General features: G+C 57.8%; 21 protein-coding genes. 11 read left to right on the forward strand and 10 right to left on the reverse strand.

The features are described from left to right. Window positions 1–10 precede the first annotated feature (10 nt). Together znuB and znuC are read right to left on the reverse strand one after the other, a co-directional pair. Window positions 11–796, reverse strand: coding sequence for a zinc ABC transporter permease subunit ZnuB (znuB, locus tag LB453_RS10585; RefSeq protein ID WP_103796074.1), 786 nt, complete (start codon window positions 794–796; stop codon window positions 11–13). Further along, window positions 793–1,548 (reverse strand): zinc ABC transporter ATP-binding protein ZnuC, encoded by a 756-nt coding sequence (gene znuC / locus LB453_RS10590; protein WP_103796073.1) that lies wholly within the window; start codon window positions 1,546–1,548, stop codon window positions 793–795. Before znuC ends, znuB begins: the two co-directional genes overlap by 4 nt. A gap of 77 nt (window positions 1,549–1,625) precedes the next feature. On the opposite strand from znuC, the gene znuA reads away from it, so the two are divergent. The 3 genes from znuA (at window position 1,626) to lpxM (ending at window position 5,025) form a co-directional block, all read left to right on the forward strand. Continuing rightward, window positions 1,626–2,585 carry a zinc ABC transporter substrate-binding protein ZnuA gene (gene znuA / locus LB453_RS10595; RefSeq protein WP_103796072.1) on the forward strand — a complete coding sequence of 320 codons (960 nt, stop codon included), beginning with the start codon at window positions 1,626–1,628 and terminating at the stop codon, window positions 2,583–2,585. A gap of 13 nt (window positions 2,586–2,598) precedes the next feature. Further along, window positions 2,599–3,930 (forward strand): murein DD-endopeptidase MepM, encoded by a 1,332-nt coding sequence (mepM, locus tag LB453_RS10600; RefSeq protein ID WP_224481725.1) that lies wholly within the window; start codon window positions 2,599–2,601, stop codon window positions 3,928–3,930. Between the two features lie 120 nt (window positions 3,931–4,050). Further along, window positions 4,051–5,025, forward strand: a complete 975-nt coding sequence (gene lpxM, locus LB453_RS10605) for a lauroyl-Kdo(2)-lipid IV(A) myristoyltransferase (RefSeq protein ID WP_103796070.1) — start codon at window positions 4,051–4,053, stop codon at window positions 5,023–5,025. Window positions 5,026–5,290: 265 nt separating this feature from the next. Here lpxM and LB453_RS10610 read toward each other — a convergent pair whose 3' ends face one another. The 3 genes from LB453_RS10610 to hexR form a co-directional block, all read right to left on the reverse strand. Continuing rightward, entirely contained in the window at window positions 5,291–6,526 is a 1,236-nt protein-coding gene (locus LB453_RS10610) for an MFS transporter (protein WP_103796069.1), read from the reverse strand. A gap of 80 nt (window positions 6,527–6,606) precedes the next feature. Then, window positions 6,607–8,049, reverse strand: coding sequence for a pyruvate kinase (gene pyk / locus LB453_RS10615; RefSeq protein WP_103796068.1), 1,443 nt, complete (start codon window positions 8,047–8,049; stop codon window positions 6,607–6,609). A gap of 106 nt (window positions 8,050–8,155) precedes the next feature. After that, complete coding sequence (gene hexR / locus LB453_RS10620) at window positions 8,156–9,034, reverse strand: transcriptional regulator HexR (RefSeq protein ID WP_103796067.1); 879 nt, start codon at window positions 9,032–9,034, stop codon at window positions 8,156–8,158. Window positions 9,035–9,403: 369 nt separating this feature from the next. Here hexR and zwf point away from each other — a divergent pair, with 369 nt between their 5' ends. Then, window positions 9,404–10,879, forward strand: a complete 1,476-nt coding sequence (gene zwf, locus LB453_RS10625) for a glucose-6-phosphate dehydrogenase (RefSeq protein ID WP_033746536.1) — start codon at window positions 9,404–9,406, stop codon at window positions 10,877–10,879. Window positions 10,880–11,055: 176 nt separating this feature from the next. Further along, complete coding sequence (locus LB453_RS10630; RefSeq protein WP_103796192.1) at window positions 11,056–11,694, forward strand: bifunctional 4-hydroxy-2-oxoglutarate aldolase/2-dehydro-3-deoxy-phosphogluconate aldolase; 639 nt, start codon at window positions 11,056–11,058, stop codon at window positions 11,692–11,694. A 51-nt stretch (window positions 11,695–11,745) separates the two neighbouring features. On the opposite strand, the gene purT is transcribed toward LB453_RS10630, so the two are convergent. Further along, on the reverse strand, window positions 11,746–12,924 hold the full coding sequence (gene purT, locus LB453_RS10635) for a formate-dependent phosphoribosylglycinamide formyltransferase (protein ID WP_103796066.1): 1,179 nt from the start codon (window positions 12,922–12,924) through the stop codon (window positions 11,746–11,748). Between the two features lie 152 nt (window positions 12,925–13,076). Here purT and LB453_RS10640 point away from each other — a divergent pair, with 152 nt between their 5' ends. Together LB453_RS10640 and LB453_RS10645 are read left to right on the forward strand one after the other, a co-directional pair. Next, window positions 13,077–13,730: a tellurite resistance TerB family protein gene (locus LB453_RS10640; RefSeq protein ID WP_103796065.1), complete on the forward strand. Its 654-nt coding sequence runs from the start codon at window positions 13,077–13,079 to the stop codon at window positions 13,728–13,730. A 113-nt stretch (window positions 13,731–13,843) separates the two neighbouring features. Beyond that, window positions 13,844–15,907 carry a prolyl oligopeptidase family serine peptidase gene (locus tag LB453_RS10645; RefSeq protein WP_103796064.1) on the forward strand — a complete coding sequence of 688 codons (2,064 nt, stop codon included), beginning with the start codon at window positions 13,844–13,846 and terminating at the stop codon, window positions 15,905–15,907. On the opposite strand, the gene exoX is transcribed toward LB453_RS10645, so the two are convergent. Both exoX and LB453_RS10655 read right to left on the reverse strand, forming a co-directional pair. Further along, window positions 15,901–16,569: an exodeoxyribonuclease X gene (gene exoX / locus LB453_RS10650; RefSeq protein WP_103796063.1), complete on the reverse strand. Its 669-nt coding sequence runs from the start codon at window positions 16,567–16,569 to the stop codon at window positions 15,901–15,903. The two genes, LB453_RS10645 and exoX, sit on opposite strands and share 7 nt — an antisense overlap. A 3-nt stretch (window positions 16,570–16,572) precedes the next feature. Continuing rightward, on the reverse strand, window positions 16,573–16,803 hold the full coding sequence (locus LB453_RS10655) for a DNA polymerase III subunit theta (RefSeq protein ID WP_103796062.1): 231 nt from the start codon (window positions 16,801–16,803) through the stop codon (window positions 16,573–16,575). Between the two features lie 151 nt (window positions 16,804–16,954). Here LB453_RS10655 and copC point away from each other — a divergent pair, with 151 nt between their 5' ends. Genes copC through LB453_RS10670 form a run of 3 tightly spaced genes read left to right on the forward strand, consistent with a single transcriptional unit; the run spans window position 16,955 to window position 18,582 of the window. Then, window positions 16,955–17,320, forward strand: a complete 366-nt coding sequence (gene copC, locus LB453_RS10660) for a copper homeostasis periplasmic binding protein CopC (protein ID WP_103796061.1) — start codon at window positions 16,955–16,957, stop codon at window positions 17,318–17,320. Between the two features lie 3 nt (window positions 17,321–17,323). Next, window positions 17,324–18,199 carry a copper homeostasis membrane protein CopD gene (gene copD / locus LB453_RS10665; protein WP_146053831.1) on the forward strand — a complete coding sequence of 292 codons (876 nt, stop codon included), beginning with the start codon at window positions 17,324–17,326 and terminating at the stop codon, window positions 18,197–18,199. A 35-nt stretch (window positions 18,200–18,234) separates the two neighbouring features. Next, window positions 18,235–18,582 (forward strand): YebY family protein, encoded by a 348-nt coding sequence (locus LB453_RS10670; protein ID WP_103796060.1) that lies wholly within the window; start codon window positions 18,235–18,237, stop codon window positions 18,580–18,582. 350 nt (window positions 18,583–18,932) lie between these two features. Here the strand turns inward: LB453_RS10670 and LB453_RS10675 are convergent, their stop codons facing one another. Beyond that, the gene (locus LB453_RS10675; RefSeq protein WP_224481726.1) at window positions 18,933–19,094 is read right to left on the reverse strand and encodes a tyrosine-type recombinase/integrase; all 162 of its coding nucleotides are present in this window, start codon (window positions 19,092–19,094) and stop codon (window positions 18,933–18,935) included. A 16-nt stretch (window positions 19,095–19,110) separates the two neighbouring features. After that, on the reverse strand, window positions 19,111–19,419 hold the full coding sequence (locus LB453_RS10680; RefSeq protein ID WP_224481727.1) for a tyrosine-type recombinase/integrase: 309 nt from the start codon (window positions 19,417–19,419) through the stop codon (window positions 19,111–19,113). 662 nt (window positions 19,420–20,081) lie between these two features. Here LB453_RS10680 and LB453_RS10685 point away from each other — a divergent pair. Then, window positions 20,082–20,711 carry a hypothetical protein gene (locus tag LB453_RS10685; protein WP_103796058.1) on the forward strand — a complete coding sequence of 210 codons (630 nt, stop codon included), beginning with the start codon at window positions 20,082–20,084 and terminating at the stop codon, window positions 20,709–20,711. Window positions 20,712–20,741 lie beyond the last annotated feature (30 nt).

Raw genomic sequence — 20,741 nt, forward strand, 5'->3', positions numbered from 1 at the left:
GCCGGGTCCATCAGACGGCGGGTCTGCGCGCCATGCTGAGAATAAACAGCAGCGCGGCGCACAGCACCACTGACGGACCGGCCGGGGTATCGTAGAAGGCGGAGAAGGTGAGGCCGCCCGAGACGGCGACGATGCCGACAACCACCGCCAGGCCCGCCATCTGCTCCGGCGAACGCGAAAAGCGGCGCGCCGTGGCGGCGGGAATGATCAGCAGCGAGGTGATGATCAGCGCGCCAACGAACTTCATCGCCACGCCGATGGTCAGCGCCGTTACCAGCATCAGGATCAGGCGGGTACGCTGAATATTCACCCCGTCGACCTGCGCCAGCTCCGGGCTAATGGTCATCGACAGCAGCGCGCGCCACTGCGACGCCATCACCGCCAGCACCACCAACACGCCCGCGCCCATCACCCATAAATCCTCCGGCGTTACCGCCAGCAGATCGCCGAACAGATAGGCCATCAGATCGACGCGCACGTTAGACATCAGGCTCACCACCACCAGACCCAGCGACAGCGCGCTGTGCGCCATAATCCCCAGCAGCGTATCGATCGCCAGATGCGGACGGCGTTCAAGAAACACCAGCCCCAGCGCTAGGCAGACGGTCACCAGGATAACGGCGTAGTAGGGATTCACGTTCAGCAGCAGGCCAAACGCAACCCCCAGCAGCGAAGCGTGCGCCAGGGTATCGCCAAAATAGGACATCTTGCGCCAGACCACGAACGACCCCAGCGGACCGGCCGCCAGCGCCAGCATCACGCCGCCCAGCCAGCCCGGTAGTAACAACTCAATCATGATGGACCCTGTCCTCTGCGTAAAACGATACGTCCCTGAAGGTCGTGACGGTGATTATGGTGATGACGGTAGATAGCCAGCTGCTGCGCGCCGCGCGGGCCGAACATGGCGATAAATTCGGGATGCTGCGACACCGCTTCCGGCGTGCCGGAGCAGCAGATATGGTGATTCAGGCAGAGCACCTCGTCGGTTTTCGCCATCACCAGATGCAGATCGTGAGAGACCATCAGCACGCCGCAGTTAAGCTCGTGGCGCAGCTGGTCGATCAGATCGTAGAGCGCGACCTGGCCGTTAACGTCGACGCCCTGCGTCGGTTCGTCCAGCACCAGCAGCTGCGGCTGATTGAGCAGGGCGCGCGCCAGCAGCACGCGCTGCGTTTCGCCGCCTGAGAGCTTCTGCAGCGGGGCATTCAGCAGATGGCCCGCCTGCACGCGCTTCAGCGCCGGCAGCACATCGGCACGCTTCGCGCCGCGCGTCAGCAGCATAAAACGCTCGACGGTAACCGGCAGGGTCGGGTCGATATGCAGTTTTTGCGGCACGTAGCCGATGCGCAGACCCGGATTGCGCTCGACCTGACCAGCGGTCGGCGCCAGCAGCCCCAGCACCACGCGCACCAGCGTAGATTTGCCCGCGCCGTTGGGGCCGAGCAGCGTAAGTATGCGTCCAGGCAGTAGCTTCAGGCTGATGCCTGAGAGCACAGGACGCCGTGCAAATTGCACGGAAATGTTTTCAAGTGTGACGAGTGGGGTCATGATATTTACAGGTTGCACAGAATTTCGAATGTTATAATATCACATCCCATCCCCAGGTCACGATGGAATGATGCATTATGTTACACATTAAAAAGAGTACGGTTTTTACCCTTTCTGCGCTGGCGCTCGCAACCCTTTCCGCCCTTCCTGCGCAGGCTAATGTTGTCGCCTCGGTGAAGCCGCTTGGTTTTATCGCCGCCGCTATTGCCGACGGCGTAACGCCGGTGGATGTGCTGCTGCCGGATGGCGCGTCGGAGCATGACTATTCGCTGCGTCCTTCTGACGTAAAACGCTTAAAAAACGCAGACTTAGTTGTGTGGATTGGCCCAGAGATGGAAGCCTTTATGACTAAACCGGCCGCCGAATTACCCGCCGCTAAAAACCTTCAGATCGCCGATATGCAGGCGGTAAAGCCGCTGTTGCTGAAGGGGGGAGATGACGACGATCACCATGATGAAGAGGCGGCTCACCAGGGCGACAGTGGGGATGAGGAAGCGGAACATCATCACCACCATGGCGAGTTTAATATGCATCTGTGGTTGTCGCCGCAAATATCCAGGCTAGCAGCGGTTGCAATCCATGGAAAATTATTGGAACTTATGCCCGAAAGCAAAGCCAAACTTGACGCTAATCTCCAGCAGTTCGAAAGCGAACTGGCGGTTACCGACAAGCACATTAGAGCGCAGCTCGCGCCGGTCAGCAACAAAGGGTATTTCGTTTTTCATGACGCTTACACCTATTTTGAAAAACACTACGGCCTTTCGCCCAGCGGGCATTTTACCGTAAACCCTGAAATTCAGCCGGGCGCTCAGCGTCTACATCAAATACGAACACAGTTGGTTGAGCAGAAGGCCGTTTGCGTCTTTGCTGAGCCACAGTTCAGGCCAGCCGTCATCGATGCGGTTGCCCGTGGAACTAACGTGCGTAAAGGCACGCTGGATCCGCTGGGGACGAATATCAGCCTAAGTCAGGACAGCTACGTGAAGTTCCTTTCACAGCTGTCAGGCCAGTATGCGAGCTGCCTGAATGGAGCATGAGGAATAGGTAAAAGTGCAGCAGATAGCCCGCTCTGTCGCCCTCGCATTTAATAATTTGCCGCGCCCCCACCGCGTTATGCTGGGGTCTTTAACCGTTGTGACGCTGGCCGTTGCCGTCTGGCGTCCCTACGTTTACCATCCCGCCGATGATGCGATGCCGATTGTTAAAAGCATCGAACTCGATAAAAACCAGCTGCGTACGCTGCTGCCTGAGGCCAGCGAACCCATCGATCAAACCACTTCCGAACCGGAAGAGGAACTGCCTGCCGACGACATCGACAGCGATGTGCCGGACGTGGCGGGCACCCACGAATACACCGTCTCTTCCGGCGATACGCTGAGCAGTGCCCTGAATCAGTATGGCATTGAGCTGGGCGATATCAACGCGCTGGTAAGCAGCGATAAAGCGCTGCGTAACCTGCAGGTCGGCCAGCAGCTGAGCTGGACCCTGACCGAAGATGGCAGCCTGCAGTCTCTCACCTGGGAGATAAACCGTCGTGAAACGTGCACCTATCAGCGCGGTAATAACGGCGCGTTTACCATGAAGTCCGAGATGCAAAAAGGCGAGTGGCAGAACAGCGTGCTGAAAGGCGAAGTGCGCGGCAGTTTCGCCGCCAGCGCGCAGCGCGCCGGCCTGACCAGCAGCGAAGCCAGCGCGGTGATTAAAGCGCTACAGTGGCAGATGGATTTCCGCAAGCTGCGCGCCGGCGACCAGTTTAGCGTGCTGATGTCGCGCGAAATGCTCGATGGCAAAAGCGCGCAGAGCCAGCTGCTTGGCGTGCGCCTGCGCTCCGGCGGCAAAGACTACTACGCTTTCCGCGCCGAAGACGGCAAGTTCTACGACCGCAACGGCTCCGGGCTGGCGCGCGGGTTTATGCGCTTCCCGACCGTGAAACAGTATCGCGTCTCCTCTAACTTCAATCCGCGTCGTCTGAACCCGGTAACGGGCCGCATTGCGCCCCATAAAGGGGTCGACTTTGCGCTGCCGGTCGGCACGCCGGTGCTGGCGGTTGGCGACGGCGAAGTGGTCATGGCGAAAAACGGCGGCGCGGCGGGCAACTATGTCGCCATTCGTCACGGCCGCCAGTATATGACGCGCTATATGCACCTGAAGAAAGTGCTGGTGAAGCCGGGCGAGAAGGTGAAGCGCGGCGACCGCATCGCACTGTCGGGCAATACCGGCCGCTCCACCGGGCCGCATCTGCATTTTGAAATCTGGATCAATAACCAGGCGGTCAATCCGCTGACGGCGAAGCTGCCGCGCATGGAAGGGCTGACCGGTAAAGATCGCAGCGACTATATGGCGCAGGTAAAAAACAGCCTGCCGCTGCTGCGCTTCGAGTAAGCCTGACGACACGCCACCAGACCGACGCATAACGCGTCGGTTTTTTTTTCACTCCGCGCCGGGGATTGCAAATTTACCTGTCGCCACTATCATTAGCGCGTCATTGATTGAGGCGAGTGCATGGAAACCCCGAAAAAAAAGAATATTGAATTTATTCCCGTTTTTGAACGTTCTTTCCTGAAACCGAAATACTGGGGCAGCTGGCTGGCGATAGGCGCGCTGGCGGGTATGGCGCTGCTGCCGGCGCAGGTGCGTGATCCGCTGCTTGGTCGGCTGGGAAGAATGGCGGGGAAACTGGCAAAAGGCGCTCGCCGCCGCGCCCTTATCAATCTTTACTACTGCCTGCCGGAGCTGAGCGAAGCGCAGCGCGGCGAGATCGTCGATGAGATGTTCGCCACCGCGCCGCAGGCAATGGCGATGATGGCGGAACTCGGCATGCGCGATCCGGCGCGCGTGCGCCAGCGCGTAGACTGGCACGGCCGCGATATTATCGATCGGCTGCAGGCGGAGAAGCAGAACGTTATTTTTCTTGTGCCACACGGCTGGGCGGTGGATATCCCCGCGATGCTGCTCGCCTCAGAAGGGCAGATGATGGCGGCGATGTTTCATAACCAGAGCGATCCGCTGCTCGACTACGTCTGGAACAGCGTGCGTCGCCGCTTCGGCGGCCGTATGCACGCCCGCAACGACGGCATTAAGCCGTTTATCAGCTCAGTGCGCCAGGGCTACTGGGGCTACTATCTGCCCGATCAGGATCACGGTGCCGAACACAGCGAATTTGTCGATTTCTTCGCGACCTACAAAGCGACGCTGCCGGCGCTTGGCCGCCTGATGAAGGTATGCCGCGCGCGCGTGGTGCCGCTCTTCCCGGTCTACAACAGCGAGACGCACCGGCTGGAAATCTTTGTGCGTCCGCCGATGGACGATCTGCTGGACGCTGACGACCGCACGCTGGCGCGCCGCATGAATGAAGAGGTGGAGGTCTTTGTGCGGCCCCATCCCGAGCAGTACACCTGGATTCTGAAGCTGCTGAAGACGCGCAAAGAGGGCGATATCGAGCCCTATAAGCGCAAAGAGCTTTATCCGCGTAAATAGCAAAAGGGCCGCAATTGCGGCCCTTTTTACTGATAGTGTGCTGACGCGGGAAGGGTCTGGCTCGATGGCAACGCCCAGTGCATTCATGCGCGCCCGGCCCGCGCAAACGGGCACCTTACCCTGAGGTGCGCCCGTAAAGGGTCCAGCGTGCGGCGTGGTTCAAAACGCTCCCGGCGTTTAGTCCCTGTCGCGGGACGCCTGGCGCCCTGGACAAGCCGTTCGCTTATTTCCGGTTCGCAAACGGCTGGGCGTGCTGCCCCAGCGTTTATGACAGCGCCGTTACCCGCGCGCGGCGCTTGCGTTCGCGCAGGAACAGCGTCACCAGCACAAACCAGAGCACGCCGCTGATAAAGTTGATCAGGCTAAACCAGGGCGTGCCGCCGCTAAAGTAGCCGCTTTTCGCCAGTTCGATGCCAGTCGCCAGCGTCAGAATGCTGATCATCCCCAGCATCGCCGCCACGCTGCCTTTGCCCGCGTCGCTGGCGTAAAGCGTCAGGCGATAGAGCCCGGCGTTAACCATGCCCGCGCCAAAGGCGTAAAGACTCAGCCCGGCGGTCAGGAAGAGATAGCTGTGGCTGTCCAGCAGGTTCGCCAGCAGCGCGATGCCCAGGCCCGTCAGGATCGGCCAGGCGGCGAACACCACCGGCTGCTCAATGGGCACGCGTCCCGCCAGCTTGCCCAGCGTAATATTCCCGGCGATCATCGCCAGAAACACCGGCAGCTGCAGCAGCGCATAGTGCATCCGCGACAGCTGCTCTTCATGCATCAGGATCACCGGCGAGAGCGCCACCCAGGTCAGGATGGGGATAAACACCAGCCCGATCGCGAACGATCCCAGCATCACCATTCGGTCGCGCGCCAGCCTGCGGTAGGTGCGCGCCAGCTGCGGCAGCGCAATGGAGTGGCTGCGGTCGCCGGCGGTTTCAGGCATCACCCGCCACAAAATAATAAAGGCGAGGGCGCTGAGCAGGGCGAACAGCCAGAACATGCTGCGCCAGCTCGCCACCGTCAGCCAGGCGGCGCCCGCCAGCGGTCCAGCCAGCGGCGCCAGCAGCGCGACGTTTGCCATCAGCGCCATCACCCGCACCGCCAGCGCCTCGTCAAAGGCTTCCTGAATCGCCGCATAGCTGACCGCGCCGATAAAGCAGAGGCTGATGCCCTGAATAAAGCGCAGCGCAACAAACTCTCTGATCGAGCCGACCCAGGTGGTCAGCACGCAGGCCAGAATAAAAAAGAGAATGCCGCCCAGCATGACTGGACGGCGACCGAATTTATCGGAGAGCGGGCCCAGCAGCCACTGCAGCACCACGCCGCCCAGCAAATAGGCGGTGAGCGAGGTCGAGACCCACTCCGGCCCGACGCTGAACTCCTGCGTCACCAGCAGCATGCCGGGCTGGATCATGTCGTGGGCGATATAGGTGGCAAATTCAAACAGCACCAGCGCCAGCGGAAACAGCAGCAGACCTGCTGTCAGTTTGCTGACCGGTTGATAGCGGGGCATCCAGACTCCTTTTAAGAAAAATAAAACGCGACCGCCAGGCAGTCGCGTTATTTACAGCGTGGGTTACAGCGAGTGCGGCGTTAGTCGACGCGCAGCACCCGGCTGGTATTGGTGGTGCCGGTCGCGCCCATTACGTCGCCCTGGGTCACGATAACCAGATCGCCAGAGACGAGGAAGCCCTTGTCGCGCAGCAGATTGATCGCATCGTGCGCCGCCACCACGCCGTCGTTGTCGCTGTTGAACATGACCGGCGTTACGCCGCGGTAGAGCGCAGTCAGGTTCAGCGTGCGCTCATGACGCGACATGGCGAAAATCGGCAGGCCGGAAGTGATACGCGAGGTCATCAGCGGCGTACGGCCGGACTCGGTCATGGTAATAATCGCGGTTACGCCCTGCAGATGGTTCGCTGCATACATTGCCGACATGGCGATCGCCTCTTCGATATTGTCGAAGGTGACCTCCAGACGGTGTTTGGAGACGTTGACGCTTGGGATCTTTTCCGCACCCAGACAGACCTTCGCCATTGCGGAAACGGTCTCGGCCGGATATTGACCGGCGGCGGTTTCCGCCGAGAGCATTACGGCGTCGGTGCCGTCGAGCACGGCGTTGGCGACGTCCATCACCTCGGCGCGCGTCGGCATCGGGTTAGTGATCATCGACTCCATCATCTGCGTCGCGGTAATGATAGTACGGTTCAGCTGGCGAGCGCGGCGGATCAGCGCCTTCTGAATGCCAACCAGCTCAGGATCGCCGATTTCAACGCCCAGGTCGCCGCGCGCTACCATCACGACGTCGGAGGCGAGAATGATATCGTCCATCGCTTCCTGCGTCGCGACCGCTTCGGCGCGCTCCACTTTCGCCACCAGCTGCGCTTCGCAGCCCGCTTCACGCGCCAGGCGACGGGCGTAGTTCATATCTTCGCCGCTGCGCGGGAATGAGACCGCCAGATAGTCGACGCCGATTTTCGCGGCGGTAATAATATCCGCTTTGTCTTTCTCGGTGAGCGCTTCTGCCGACAGGCCGCCGCCGAGCTTGTTAATGCCTTTGTTGTTGGAGAGCGGGCCGCCGACGGTGACTTCGGTGAACACCTTCATGCCCTGGACTTCCAGCACCTTCAGCTGCACGCGCCCATCGTCAAGCAGCAGGATATCGCCCGGCACCACATCTTCCGGCAGGCCTTTATAGTCGATGCCGACTTTCTCTTTATCGCCTTCGCCTTTGCTCAGGCTGGCGTCGAGCAGGAAGCGGTCGCCCACGTTGAGGAACACTTTGCCCTCTTTAAAGGTGGAGACGCGAATTTTTGGTCCCTGCAGGTCGCCCAGAATCGCCACGTGACGACCCAGTTTCGCCGCGATTTCGCGCACTTTGTTCGCGCGCAGCTGATGATCTTCCGGTGTGCCGTGAGAGAAGTTGAGTCGCACAACGTTTGCGCCTGCGGCGATGATTTTTTCCAGATTATTATCGCGGTCTGTTGCCGGGCCGAGGGTTGTAACGATTTTGGTTCTTCTGAGACGTCTTGACATGAAGGACTCCGTTGACAAATTTGCGTATCCCCTAAAGTGGACAGGGCGTGATCGTTATTCTAACTGAAGCAGAGCCTGTGATACGACTCACATTGTGAATGTGATGTTAATTTTTTTGTTGCACTGCGTTTTCCTGGGTGAAGGGCTTATCGAAACGCGACTCTTTTAAGGCCTCTTTTACTCGCTTCAGGTTTTCCCGAAACGCGGCACCGCGCGCGAGAATAAATCCGGTTGCCAGCACGTCGATAACGGTGAGTTGCGTCAGGCGGGAAACCATTGGCAGATAGACATCGGTATCTTCCGGGACATCAAGCGTGAGCGCCAGCGTGGCGACCTCTGCCAGCGGCGAAGCGGGAGAGGTGACGGCTATCACGGTGGAACCGTTTACACTAGCGAGGCGAGCCAGTTCTACCATATTTTTCGTGCGGCCAGTATGCGAAATCAAAACAAAAACGTCCCCGGCGCGACTATTTATACAACTCATGCGCTGGATCACAATATCCTCTGACCAGACCACCGGCAGATCAAAGCGCAGAAACTTAATAAAGGCGTCGTGCGCCACCACCGCCGAGGCGCCGAGGCCAAAGAACGCCACTTTCTGCGCCTGCGACAGCGCCGTTACCGCCTGCTGCACCACCGCAAGGTCGAGCTGGTCGCGCACCTGCTGCAGCCCCGCCAGCGCCGAGTCGAAAATCTTATGGCTGTAGCCGCGGGTGTCGTCATCGTCATTAACGTCGCGGCTGACCCAGCTTGCTCCTTTCGCCAGGCTCTGCGCCAGCTGCAGCTTAAAGTCCGGGAAGCCGCGCGTGCCGAGCCGATGGCAAAAGCGGTTAACGGTGGGTTCGCTCACCTCGGCGGCGCGCGCCAGCCGGGCGATGCTGGAGTGGATCGCCTCCTGCGGGGCGGCGAGGATGCGCGCGGCGACCTTGCGTTCCGATTTACTGAGGGTGGCCAGCTGCGCCTCGATTTGTTCCAGAGTATTCATAACCTGATGACCGTTATCGCTTTTATCGATGCCAGCAATGGCTGGCAGAGAGGGGATAAAAGCGTGAATATACCCTGTTCGCCTTGACTGCGCGCAAGTACGGATAAGTTGGCGCGGGAAATTTTTGTCATAATTTGACCCGGATTCGATTTTGTTGCCCATGGGCCGCAAGGCTACAGTGGGTTAAAGCGCACGCACTATCACATCGGCACACCTTATTCCGTTCAGAGTGAACTCTGCGGACCAGCACAGAGTCGGTTTACCTGACTCCCTGAAATAAGTACATTGTGCTGAAAGAAAATTACAACATGGACCCGGTGGATGAGGATGCAAACGCCAACGGGATCATCCTGCAACGAGGAGAGGAAAATGGCGGTAACACAAACAGCCCAGGCATGCGATCTGGTGATTTTCGGTGCCAAAGGCGATCTTGCACGCCGGAAACTGTTGCCTTCACTGTATCAGCTGGAAAAAGCGGGACAGATCCACGAGGAAACCCGCATCATCGGCGTGGGACGCGCCGACTGGGACAAAGCAGCTTATACCAAAGTGGTGCGTGAAGCGCTGGAAACCTTTATGAAGGAGAAGATCGACGAAGCGCTGTGGGACAAACTCAGCAGCCGCCTCGACTTCTGCAACCTCGACGTCAACGACACCACCCATTTCCCTAAACTGGGCAAGATGCTCGATCAGGCAAAGCGCACCACCATCAACTATTTCGCCATGCCGCCAAGCACCTTCGGTGCCATCTGTAAAGGCCTGGGCGCGGCGAAGCTGAACGCTAAACCGGCGCGTGTGGTAATGGAGAAGCCGCTCGGCACCTCGCTGGAGACCTCCAAAGAGATCAACGACGCGGTCGGCGAGTTCTTCGACGAAAGCCAGGTGTTCCGTATCGACCACTACCTCGGCAAAGAGACGGTGCTCAACCTGCTGGCGCTGCGCTTCGCTAACTCTATTTTCGTTAATAACTGGGACAACCGCACCATCGATCACGTGCAGATCACCGTGGCCGAAGAGGTTGGTATCGAAGGCCGCTGGGGCTATTTCGACCAGGCGGGCCAGATGCGCGATATGATCCAGAACCACCTGCTGCAGGTGCTGACCATGATCGCCATGGCGCCGCCGTCTGACCTCAGCGCCGACGCCATTCGCGACGAGAAGGTCAAAGTGCTGCGCTCGCTGCGCCGTATCGATCAGACCAACGTGCGCGAAAAAACGGTGCGCGGCCAGTACACCGCAGGCTTCGTGCAGGGTAAAAAAGTGCCGGGCTATCTGGAAGAAGAGGGCGCCAATAAATCCAGCTCGACGGAAACCTTCGTCGCCATTCGCGTCGATATCGACAACTGGCGCTGGGCGGGCGTGCCGTTCTACCTGCGTACCGGCAAGCGTCTGCCGACCAAATGCTCTGAAGTGGTGGTTTACTTCAAGAACCCGGAGATGAACCTGTTCAAAGACTCCTACTCTGAACTGCCGCAGAACAAGCTCACCATTCGTCTGCAGCCGGACGAGGGCGTGGATATTGAGATCCTGAACAAAGTGCCGGGGCTGGATCACAAGCATAAGCTGCAGACCACCAAGCTCGATCTGAGCTACTCCGAAACCTTCAACCAGTCGCACCTGGCCGACGCCTATGAGCGTCTGCTGCTGGAGAGCATGCGCGGCATTCAGGCGCTGTTCGTGCGCCGCGATGAAGTGGAAGCGGCCTGGACCTACGTCGACTCTATTATCGACGCCTGGGCTGCCGACGGCGACTCCTCCAAGCCTTATCAGGCGGGGACCTGGGGGCCGGTGGCCTCCGTCGCGATGATTACGCGAGATGGCCGTTCCTGGAACGAGTTCGAATAATCCTGAAAATAGCCCGCCCTGTGCGGGCTTTTTTGTGCCTTGCCGCAGGAAACTGAACCGCAGTTTCAAAAATAGCGCCGGGCGGATAGACGATGCGGAAGGCGATCCTGTATGGTAGTGGCGCATTGATGGCGCGCCGCGCGGCTGACGCCGGTATGGATAAGCAAGGGGAACTGATGAAGAACTGGAAGACAAGTGCGGAAAAGATTCTGACCACTGGCCCTGTGGTGCCGGTAATCGTGGTGAACAAGCTGGAACATGCGGTGCCGATGGCGAAAGCGCTGGTGGCTGGCGGCGTTCGCGTGCTGGAAGTCACGCTGCGTACGCCGGTGGCGATGGAAGCGCTGCGCCTGATGATTAAAGAGGTGCCGGACGCCATTGTCGGCGCAGGCACGGTGATCAACACCCAGCAGCTGCAGGAAGTCACCGAAGCGGGCGCGCAGTTCGTTATCAGCCCGGGCATTACCGAGCCGCTGCTGAAGGCGGCAGTGGACGGACCGGTGCCGCTTATTCCCGGTATCAGCACCGTTTCCGAGCTGATGACCGGCATGGATTACGGCCTGCGCGAGTTTAAGTTCTTTCCGGCGGAAGCGAACGGCGGCGTCAAGGCGCTGCAGGCGATCGGCGGCCCCTTCCCGCAGGTGCGCTTCTGCCCGACCGGCGGCATTTCGCCCGCCAACTATCGCGACTATCTGGCGCTGAAAAGCGTGCTCTGTATTGGCGGCTCCTGGCTGGTGCCGAACGACGCGCTGGAGTCGGGCGACTGGGATCGCATTACGCGTCTGGCGCGTGAAGCGGTTGAAGGCGCGAAATAAGCCTCAGCGGTGAGCAGGGCGCTCACCGCATTATGATTTCCCGCGGCTTTATTACCCTTCGACCGTTACCGCCGCCGCGCTGGCGATAGCCCGCGCAACGGCGTCATCGACGTTTTCGCCGCTGGCCAGCGCGACGCCAAGGCGGCGCGAACCGGCGATTTCCGGCTTGCCAAACAGGCGCAGCTGCAGGCCCGCGCCCAGCGCCGCCTCAACGTTGACGAACCGTACATTCTGGCTTTGCAGCTGCGGCAGAATAACGGCCGACGCTGACGGGCCATACTGGCGCACGCCGCCGATCGGCAGGCCGAGAAAAGCGCGTACGTGCAGGGCGAACTCAGAGAGATCCTGCGAAATCAGTGTCACCATGCCGGTGTCGTGCGGACGCGGCGACACTTCGCTAAAGATCACCTCATCGCCGCAGACAAACAGCTCGACGCCAAACAGGCCGTAGCCGCCCAGCGCTTTCACCACCTCGCCGGCAATCGCCTGCGCGCGCTGCAGCGCGACGTCGCTCATCTGCTGCGGCTGCCAGGACTCGCGGTAGTCGCCATCTTCCTGGCGATGGCCAATCGGCGCGCAGAAGTGAAGGCCGTCGACCGCGCTCACGGTGAGCAGCGTAATTTCAAAATCAAATTTAACCACGCCTTCGACAATCACGCGGCCGGCACCGGCGCGTCCGCCCTGCTGGGCATATTCCCAGGCGCTGTCGAGCTGGCTCGCTTCACGGATAAAGCTCTGGCCTTTGCCTGATGAACTCATCACCGGCTTAACGATGCAGGGGAAGCCGATCTCCGCCGCGGCCGCCTCGAAGCTCGCCTTGCTGTCGGCGAAACGGTAGCTGGAGGTCGGTAACGACAGCTCTTCCGCCGCCAGACGGCGAATGCCTTCGCGGTTCATGGTCAGGCGCGCGGCACGCGCGGTCGGCACTACGCGCTGGCCCTGCTGCTCAAGCTCAATCAGCTTATCCGTGGCGATCGCTTCGATTTCCGGCACCACATAATCGGGCTTTTCCTGCGCAATCAGCGCGGCCAGCGCCTCGCCGTCAAGCATGTTAATTACGTGGCTGCGGTGCGCCACATGCATCGCGGGCGCGTCGGCGTAGCGGTCTACCGCAATCACTTCCACACCCAGTCGCTGGCACTCCAGCGCCACTTCTTTACCCAGCTCACCCGAGCCTAACAGCATGACACGCGTCGCAGCCGGACGCAGCGCAGTTCCAAGAGTCGTCATAATTTCACCTGTGAGTCAAAACGCGCGCGCAGTATAAACGAAAACGTTTGCGTTCTCATCCCTCGCTGCTTTGCCTCTCTTTTCTCACCTTGACGTTAACTGACGCCCGGTAAGGCAGAGTAGAGGCCTTATCGCAAAAAAAGGAGTAAGCCATGAACAACCTGTTGCAGCAGCTTCAGTCGCTTTTGACAAAAAAAGGTCACAGCGGCGGCAACGGAGGTTTACAGGATATGCTGGCACCCGGCGCGCTGGGTGGCCTGGCAGGTTTGCTTATCGCCAGTAAAAAGTCGCGCAAACTGCTAACCGAGTATGGTGGCAAGGCGCTGATTATCGGCGGCAGTGCGGCGGCCGGTGCGGTGCTGTGGAACAAATATAAACAGCGCGTGCGCGACACGCATCAGGCCGATGCTGGCTTCGGTGAGCTGCAAACCCCTGCGGATCAGCGTGCCGAGCGGCTGGTGACGGCGCTGGTTTTCGCCGCAAAAAGCGATGGCCATATCGACGATCGCGAGCGCGCCGCCATCGAGCGCAGCATCCATGAGTCGGGCTACGGAGAGGAGGCGGAAGCGCTGATCCAGAAGGCGATCAATCGACCGCTCGATCCCGCCTGGCTGGCTGCCGATGTGAAAAACGAGGATGAAGCGCTGGAGCTCTACTTCCTGAGCTGCGCGGCAATCGACGTCGATCACTTTATGGAGCGCAGCTACCTTACCGCCCTCGGCGACGCGCTCAAGATCCCCCAGGACGTGCGTGACGGCATTGAAAACGACCTGCGCGAGCAAAAAGCGCGCATCCCAGCCGATTAAGCCCACCGCGGCCGCGCCGCGCGGCCGCAATAACAAGGCGTTACCGACAAAAATTTGGCTTCCCCGCCACCTGATGCCACCCTTAAAGGATATTAATAACAGGGAGACGGAGCATGCAGGCCCCCATTGCGAAAAAAATTCCTTATGAAATGCGCCTCCACGGCGAAACGCGCGTGGATGATTACTACTGGCTGCGCGACGACAAGCGCGAAAATGAAGAGGTGCTGGACTATCTGCGCGCCGAAAATAACTACGGCAAGCAGATCATGGCGACTCAGCAGCCGCTGCAGAACCGGATTTTAAAAGAGATTGTCGATCGTCTGCCGCCGCAGGATCATTCCGTTCCCTACGTGCATAACGGCTATCGCTATCAGAGCCGCTATGAGAGCGGCAACGAGTATGCCGCCTACTATCGCCAGCCCGCCGGGCATGCCGTGACCGATGAGTGGACGCTGTTGCTGGATGCTAACCAGCGCGCCTCGCACAGCGAGTTCTACACTATGGGCTCGCTTAATATCAGCCCTGACAACAGGGTTATGGCGCTGGCGGAAGACTTTCTCTCCCGGCGTCAGTACGGCATCCGCTTTCGCTGCCTGGAGAAGGGGAGCTGGTATCCAGAAGTGCTGAATAACACCTCCTCCAGCTTCGCCTGGGCGAACGATTCACGCACGCTCTACTACGTGCGCAAGCATGAGCAAACGCTACTGCCTTATCAGGTGTGGCGCCATGAGCTCGGCACGCCGCAGAGCGCCGACCAGCTGGTGTATGAAGAGCAGGATGATACCTACCACCTTAGCGTGCATAAAACCACCTCCGAGCACTTTATTCTGATTGCGCTGTTCAGCACCAACAGCAGCGAGATCCAGCTGATCGACGCGGGTTTCCCCGACGCGGTGCCGCAGGTCTTCCTGCCGCGGCGCAAAGATCATGAATACAGCCTGGATCACTACCAGCATCAGTTCTATGTCCGCTCTAACCGGGAAGGGAAAAACTTCGGCCTGTACCGCACGCGCTGGCTGGAGGAGTCGCGCTGGGAGACCCTGATCAAGCCGCGCGACCATGTGGTGATGGAGGACTTCCAGCTGTTTCGCGACTGGCTGGTGGTGGAGGAACGTCAGCGCGGTCTCACCAGCCTGCGCCAGATCCACTGGGAAACCGGGGAGGTGACCGGCATCGCCTTTGACGACCCCACCTATGTTACCTGGCTGGCGTTCAATCCGTCGCCGGAAACCAGCAAGCTGCGCTACGGCTATGGCTCAATGACCACGCCGACCACGCTGTTCGAGCTTGATATGGACACCGGCGAGCGGCGAATCCTCAAGCAGAGCGCGGTGGGCAATTTCGACCCCGACAACTACAAAAGCGAACACCACTGGATCACCGCGCGCGACGGCACGGAAGTACCGGTGTCGCTGGTCTATCACCGCAAATATTATCAGCCGGGTAAAAACCCGCTGCTGGTCTATGGCTACGGTGCCTACGGCAGCAATATGGAGGCGGATTTCAGCGTTAGCCGGCTCAGCCTGCTCGATCGCGGTTTTGTCTACGCGCTGATCAACGTGCGCGGCGGCGGCGAACTGGGGCAGAGCTGGTATGACGGCGGCCGCCTGTTCAACAAAATGAACAGCTTTACCGACTTTATCGACGTGACCCAGGGGCTGGTGAAAAAAGGATTCGGCCAGCCTGGGCAGCTCTACGCCATGGGCGGCAGCGCAGGCGGCCTGCTGATGGGCGGGGTGATTAATATGGCGCCGTCGCTGTTCCACGGCGTGGTGGCGCAGGTGCCTTTTGTTGACGTGGTCACCACCATGCTGGATGAGTCGATCCCGCTTACCACCGGCGAGTATGACGAATGGGGCAACCCCAACGACGCCGACTATTACGGCTATATGCGTCAGTACAGCCCCTACGATAACGTCGAGGCGAAGGTCTATCCGCATATGCTGGTGACAACCGGACTGCATGACTCTCAGGTGCAGTACTGGGAGCCGGCGAAGTGGGTGGCGAAACTGCGCGCGCTAAAGACCGACAACCATCTGCTGATGCTCTGCACGGATATGGATGCCGGTCACGGCGGCAAATCGGGGCGCTATAAATCCTATGAGGGCATCGCGCTGGAGCTGACGTTTCTGATCGCGCTGGCGCAGGGCAGCCTGCCGCCGCAGCGCGATTACTGATCGTCGCTCACGTATTTGCGCAGCGCCTGCCGCAGCGGCGGGCGCAGATCGCGCACGTTTTCCAGCACCCAGCGCAGATAGCGCGGATCTTTGCGCGCGATAGCGGCAACGCTCTGGCCGCGGTATTTACCAAAGGGCAGCACGTCGCCTGCCACGCTGGCGGGCTGGCAGTGCTGCGCCATCTGGCCCGCATCCCAGCCGGAAATCTCCATAATGCGGATCAGCAGGGCGGCGGTGACGTAGCAGTCGTACAGCGCGCGGTGAGCGTGCAGATCGGCGGGCGGCGTGACCTCCAGCTTAAGGCTGTGGCGCAGCGCCTGGTTGCCGTACTTTATGCCTGGCCACAGCTTGCGCGCCAGCGTCATGGTGCAGATCCAGTCGCCGTGCATCTCCGGCAGCATACGGCGATCGAAGCTGGCGTTATGGGCGACATAGAAAGGGCTGCCGTGATAGCGGCCAATCGCCTCTTCAATCGTGGGTTTGCCTACCACCATCGCTTCGGTGATGCGGTGTACCGCCATCGCCTGGCGGCTGATGGGGCGGTCCGGCAGGATCAGATCGCTCATTGGATTGACGATTTGTCCGTCGATAACGTCGACCGACGCCACTTCCACTACGCCGCCCTGAAGCCCGCAGGTTTCGGTATCAATTACGCGTAACATGATTTACTTCAGCTTGGGTTCGTAGGGCAGGCGCGAGAAGTTCAGCGACGCCTGGCGATAGTGCATCAGGCGCTGGCGAAACCAGTCGCGCAGCGCCGCTGGCTGCTCAGATTCAACCATGTCAGCCACCACCGGCATATTGTAGCGCTCTTTGAACGCCACGCCCGCTGCGGCCAGTTCAACGTTGATTTTATCTTTCTCTTCCTGAGAAAGCAGGGCGAGGTTTTGACTCATGGGTATCTCCTGAAGACAGGGGGCAAAAATAATGCTTATCCCGGCCTGAATCAAGGGCAAAGGATAGCATTGCTGGCCCTCGACACCTGAAAAGCCAGCGCGTATCCTTGCCCGGGTTTGACGCTAATGCGATGGCTAAAAGGATGATCCTATGTACAAAAGAACGATCTTGTCAGGCGTTGCCCTCTCGCTGTTGTTAGTGAGCCAGGGGGTGCTGGCGCATGCTCACCTTAAATCATCCCAGCCGGCCGCCGATGCCGCGCTTACCGCCTCGCCGCAGGCGCTGACGCTGAGTTTTAGCGAAGATGTGGAGCCCGCTTTCAGCGGCGTGACGCTGCTTGACGCCAGTCAAAAACCTGTTGCCAGCGAGAAGGCGCAGCAGGATGCGCAGCAGCACAGCCGCCTGATTGTGCCGCTGAAGACACCGCTGGCGGCGGGCGACTATCAGGTTAACTGGCATGTGCTGTCGGTTGACGGCCATAAAACTCAGGGCAGCTACCGCTTTAGCGTGAAGTAACGCGTGTCCTCGCTGTGGATCCTGCTGCGCGCGCTCCATTTCGCCGCCGTTATGCTGCTGGCGGGCAGCGCCTTTTATACGGCGCTGTTGGCCCCAGGACGCTACCGCCGCGCGCTAGGACGACGTCTTGGTGCGATGATGCACGGTTGCGTCTGGCTGGCGCTGGTCAGCGCATTGCTGATGCTGGCGATCCAGCTGACGCTGATGAGCGGCGACTGGCGCAACCTTGCCGACGCTGAGATCTGGCGCGCCGTGCTGAGCACCCGTTTCGGTGCGGTGTGGCAGTGGGAGATCGGTCTGGCCGGCTTTACGCTGCTGGCGAGCCTGCTGAGAGATGAACGACAGCAGCAGGCGTGGCTGATCGGCGCCTTGCTGCAGCTGGCCTGTATGGCACTGACCGGCCATGCGGCGATGCGCGAAGGACTTGCGGGCGCGCTGCAGCAGGCTAATCATGCGCTGCATCTTATCGGCGCGGCCTTCTGGGCGGGCGGTTTGTTACCGCTGCTGATCCTGATGCGTGAGGCGCGGCAGATCGACCGCCGCAGCGACGCTGTTCGCGCCATGATGCGCTTTTCGCGCTATGGACACCTGGCCGTGGCGGTAACGTTATGCACCGGCGTGGCGAATGGGCTGCTGATCGCGGGCTGGCCAGGCGAGTGGAACGGCAGCCTCTACAGTGAGCTGTTAGTGGTCAAGGCGGTGCTGGTGGCGCTTATGGTCGCTATCGCGCTGTTCAATCGTTACGTGCTGGTGCCGCGCTTTCGCCTGGCGGGCAAGGGCGCGCAACAAAATTTTATCCGTATGACGCAGCTTGAACTGCTGCTGGCATGCGCAGTGGTTGGTCTGGTCAGCGTCTTCGCCACGCTGTCGCCAGCCTGAGTATGACCCGTCTGGAATGAGTAAAAAGGTAGGCTATTTTGCTGAAGAAAGTGATCCCCGCAATGCTGTTGTTATCCCTCTGTGGCCAGGCGCTGGCGTCAGAAATTATTACCGTCAGCCGTTTCGAAATCGGTAAGGCGGCATGGCCCTTTAGCCGTGAAGAGGTGATGCTGAGCTGTGAGAAAGATGGTTCGCTGTTCGCTATTAACCCCAGCACGCTGATGCAGTATCCGCTTAACGATAAAGCGGAAGCGCGCGTAAAAGCGGGGCAGGTGAAGGCGCAGCCGATCTCTGTGATTCAGGCGGAAGATAAAGCGCACCCGGGCCAGATGATGAGCCTGCAGCCGATTATCGAGCGTACCCAGGCGCTGTGCGATAAATAATCCTGTCCAGGCGCGAGCCGTTTCCGCGCCTTATTTTGCTGATTCTGCCGTCAGGATCACAATCTGATCCTGCGGATCTCCTCTGCCCGGCCGTTCGCTGGCATTTCCCCAGACGTGGACTAACCTTAAGTTGCAAGGCGTCATCGCCTGCATTAATGCCAACTTTTAGCGCACGGCTCTCAAAGAGCCATTTCCCTGGACCGAATACAGGAATCGTGTTCGGTCTTTTTTTCATTGCCATTTAAAAAGATATATTAGAATAAAATCAATAATTTAAACGGCGCCCTGTTGTCTTCTGTTCTACTCTGCTGGACCCTGTGCCGCCACTTTGTCGCCATTTTTCTTCACCATCAATGCCAGCGAATTGCATCTTCAAGATGGTCGGGCGCGAAATGCACATAACGCATAGTCACCCTGATGTCGGAATGCCCGAGAATGCGTTGTAGCACGATGATATTTCCTCCGGCCATCATAAAATGACTGGCAAAGCTATGCCGCAGTACATGGCTCATCTGGCCTTCTGGTAATTCAAGGCCGGCCAGGCGAATAATCAGATGAAACTGGCGATAGCAATCTGCATAAAAACGGCTTTCTTTTTTTTAATTCTTTATACAGGGCGTTGTCGATGCGTACCGAACGATTCTTTTTACCTTTGGTATTGATGAAGGTGATTTTGTCTGGGTCTGGAGACCATTGTGAGGCTTTAAGATTCGCGGCGTTACCCGACCTGCAACCGGTTGAAAGGCAGATTTTGATAATCAGCGTCAGATCAGAGTTATCGTGAACTTTGCAGGCGGAAAAAAACTTTTGTATCTGGGCTTCAGTCAACCATGCCATTTCTTTCTCTGTCTAACCTAACTAGCGTGTATTTTTAAGTCGGTTGGGGTAGCTGATTTCGCCAAGCTGTTCCAGTTCATTAAAAAGAGCGCGAAGGAATGCATGTTCACAGTTAATGGTGCCCGGTGAGACCTTTAACGATTTATCACTAGCTTTGTATCTTTCTATATGAGGCGCTGTAAATGCCGATCCCGATAATGTGCCTAATCCTTTGAAGTGATAGAAACAATAACGGCATTTCACGTACCATCAGAAATAATATTGAATTTGCAAGGTCGTCCCTTTCTATCTATAGCCAATAATAGCAATATACTGTGTGATTACACTGAATCGATTAAATAACTTCATTTGCCCAACAATAAGAAAAACCTCCAGTAAGGATTGCTATGTTAATCATGCTAAGGTTAAAACTGAAGAAATTAAAAACGTCGCGTTTTCATATGTTAATAGCAAAGATTAAAGTGTTTTTAGAGACTCGATGTTAAAAATCTTGATAGTCATTATCTAGAGAGTTATTGCCATATATCCAGAAAATTCAAGTCTTTTGGACTTGAACATATTGATGACGATATTATATTTCGTAAAATCGGGGGGGCTATAGGCCCTTGCGAGTGGGCTGGAATGATGGTAGAAAGATAATCTACAACATAAGGAGATGTATTGTGTCAGAAATACTTGAGATATTCGTTAAGGTTGCTTTGCCAATAATTTTAGCATTGGTTGCGATTTTTTCTGCATGTAAAGATTTATTCCTTACAAAGAAAAGGATTTTCGAAGAAAGAGAAAAGTTGAGTAAGCTGAGCTATGATCTTTATAAAATAACTGAGGATGAAGACCTGAAGCGCCTGGCTGTAGAGTATGGCTATGCTGCAATTACGAAAGAGAATTTTTTAAATTTAGCACAACGAAAAGCTTTAGTTAGGAGCGAGAATCCAACCAGAGATATTGATCTTTTTGTGAAATGCCGCGGTTTACTGGATATTAAAACTGAACCACTTTCATTTTTTTGGAAGAAAAAAAGGCATAGCAATATTATTTCTTTAGCATTTATCATTTCTTTAAAAATGTTTTTATATGTATTTGGTGCAATTATTTTTTTGATGCCTTTATTCTACAGTGTATTCCTGCCTGATTATTTTGTAGAAAAAATGAGCCATTTAGCACCCTTGGCTAAAATAGGTATAACTTTATACGCATTGTTTGCAGGGGCTTTTTTGGCATATGTTAATCTTTCTGCGGCTGTAAGATTGATAGACTCATATAGGCTCATCAAACGTCATCAAGTCGAATAGTCTTATAGTGATGTGGTCAAAACCGGGTAA

The sequence above is a fragment of the Pantoea agglomerans genome (genome assembly GCF_020149765.1).
In the GTDB taxonomy this organism is placed as follows: domain Bacteria; phylum Pseudomonadota; class Gammaproteobacteria; order Enterobacterales; family Enterobacteriaceae; genus Pantoea; species Pantoea alvi.

Bases quoted from the DNA above. Each gene is read 5' to 3' on its own strand.
- LB453_RS10610 (WP_103796069.1), bottom strand. From the start codon at position 6,526: ATGCCCCGCTATCAACCGGTCAGCAAACTGACAGCAGGTCTGCTGCTG.
- LB453_RS10645 (WP_103796064.1), top strand. From the start codon at position 13,844: ATGCAGGCCCCCATTGCGAAAAAAATTCCTTATGAAATGCGCCTCCAC.
- LB453_RS10640 (WP_103796065.1), top strand. From the start codon at position 13,077: ATGAACAACCTGTTGCAGCAGCTTCAGTCGCTTTTGACAAAAAAAGGT.
- LB453_RS10655 (WP_103796062.1), bottom strand. From the start codon at position 16,803: ATGAGTCAAAACCTCGCCCTGCTTTCTCAGGAAGAGAAAGATAAAATC.
- znuB (WP_103796074.1), bottom strand. From the start codon at position 796: ATGATTGAGTTGTTACTACCGGGCTGGCTGGGCGGCGTGATGCTGGCG.
- copC (WP_103796061.1), top strand. From the start codon at position 16,955: ATGTACAAAAGAACGATCTTGTCAGGCGTTGCCCTCTCGCTGTTGTTA.
- purT (WP_103796066.1), bottom strand. From the start codon at position 12,924: ATGACGACTCTTGGAACTGCGCTGCGTCCGGCTGCGACGCGTGTCATG.
- LB453_RS10680 (WP_224481727.1), bottom strand. From the start codon at position 19,419: ATGGCATGGTTGACTGAAGCCCAGATACAAAAGTTTTTTTCCGCCTGC.
- zwf (WP_033746536.1), top strand. From the start codon at position 9,404: ATGGCGGTAACACAAACAGCCCAGGCATGCGATCTGGTGATTTTCGGT.
- LB453_RS10675 (WP_224481726.1), bottom strand. From the start codon at position 19,094: ATGAGCCATGTACTGCGGCATAGCTTTGCCAGTCATTTTATGATGGCC.
- znuA (WP_103796072.1), top strand. From the start codon at position 1,626: ATGTTACACATTAAAAAGAGTACGGTTTTTACCCTTTCTGCGCTGGCG.
- LB453_RS10630 (WP_103796192.1), top strand. From the start codon at position 11,056: ATGAAGAACTGGAAGACAAGTGCGGAAAAGATTCTGACCACTGGCCCT.
- hexR (WP_103796067.1), bottom strand. From the start codon at position 9,034: ATGAATACTCTGGAACAAATCGAGGCGCAGCTGGCCACCCTCAGTAAA.
- exoX (WP_103796063.1), bottom strand. From the start codon at position 16,569: ATGTTACGCGTAATTGATACCGAAACCTGCGGGCTTCAGGGCGGCGTA.
- pyk (WP_103796068.1), bottom strand. From the start codon at position 8,049: ATGTCAAGACGTCTCAGAAGAACCAAAATCGTTACAACCCTCGGCCCG.
- lpxM (WP_103796070.1), top strand. From the start codon at position 4,051: ATGGAAACCCCGAAAAAAAAGAATATTGAATTTATTCCCGTTTTTGAA.
- znuC (WP_103796073.1), bottom strand. From the start codon at position 1,548: ATGACCCCACTCGTCACACTTGAAAACATTTCCGTGCAATTTGCACGG.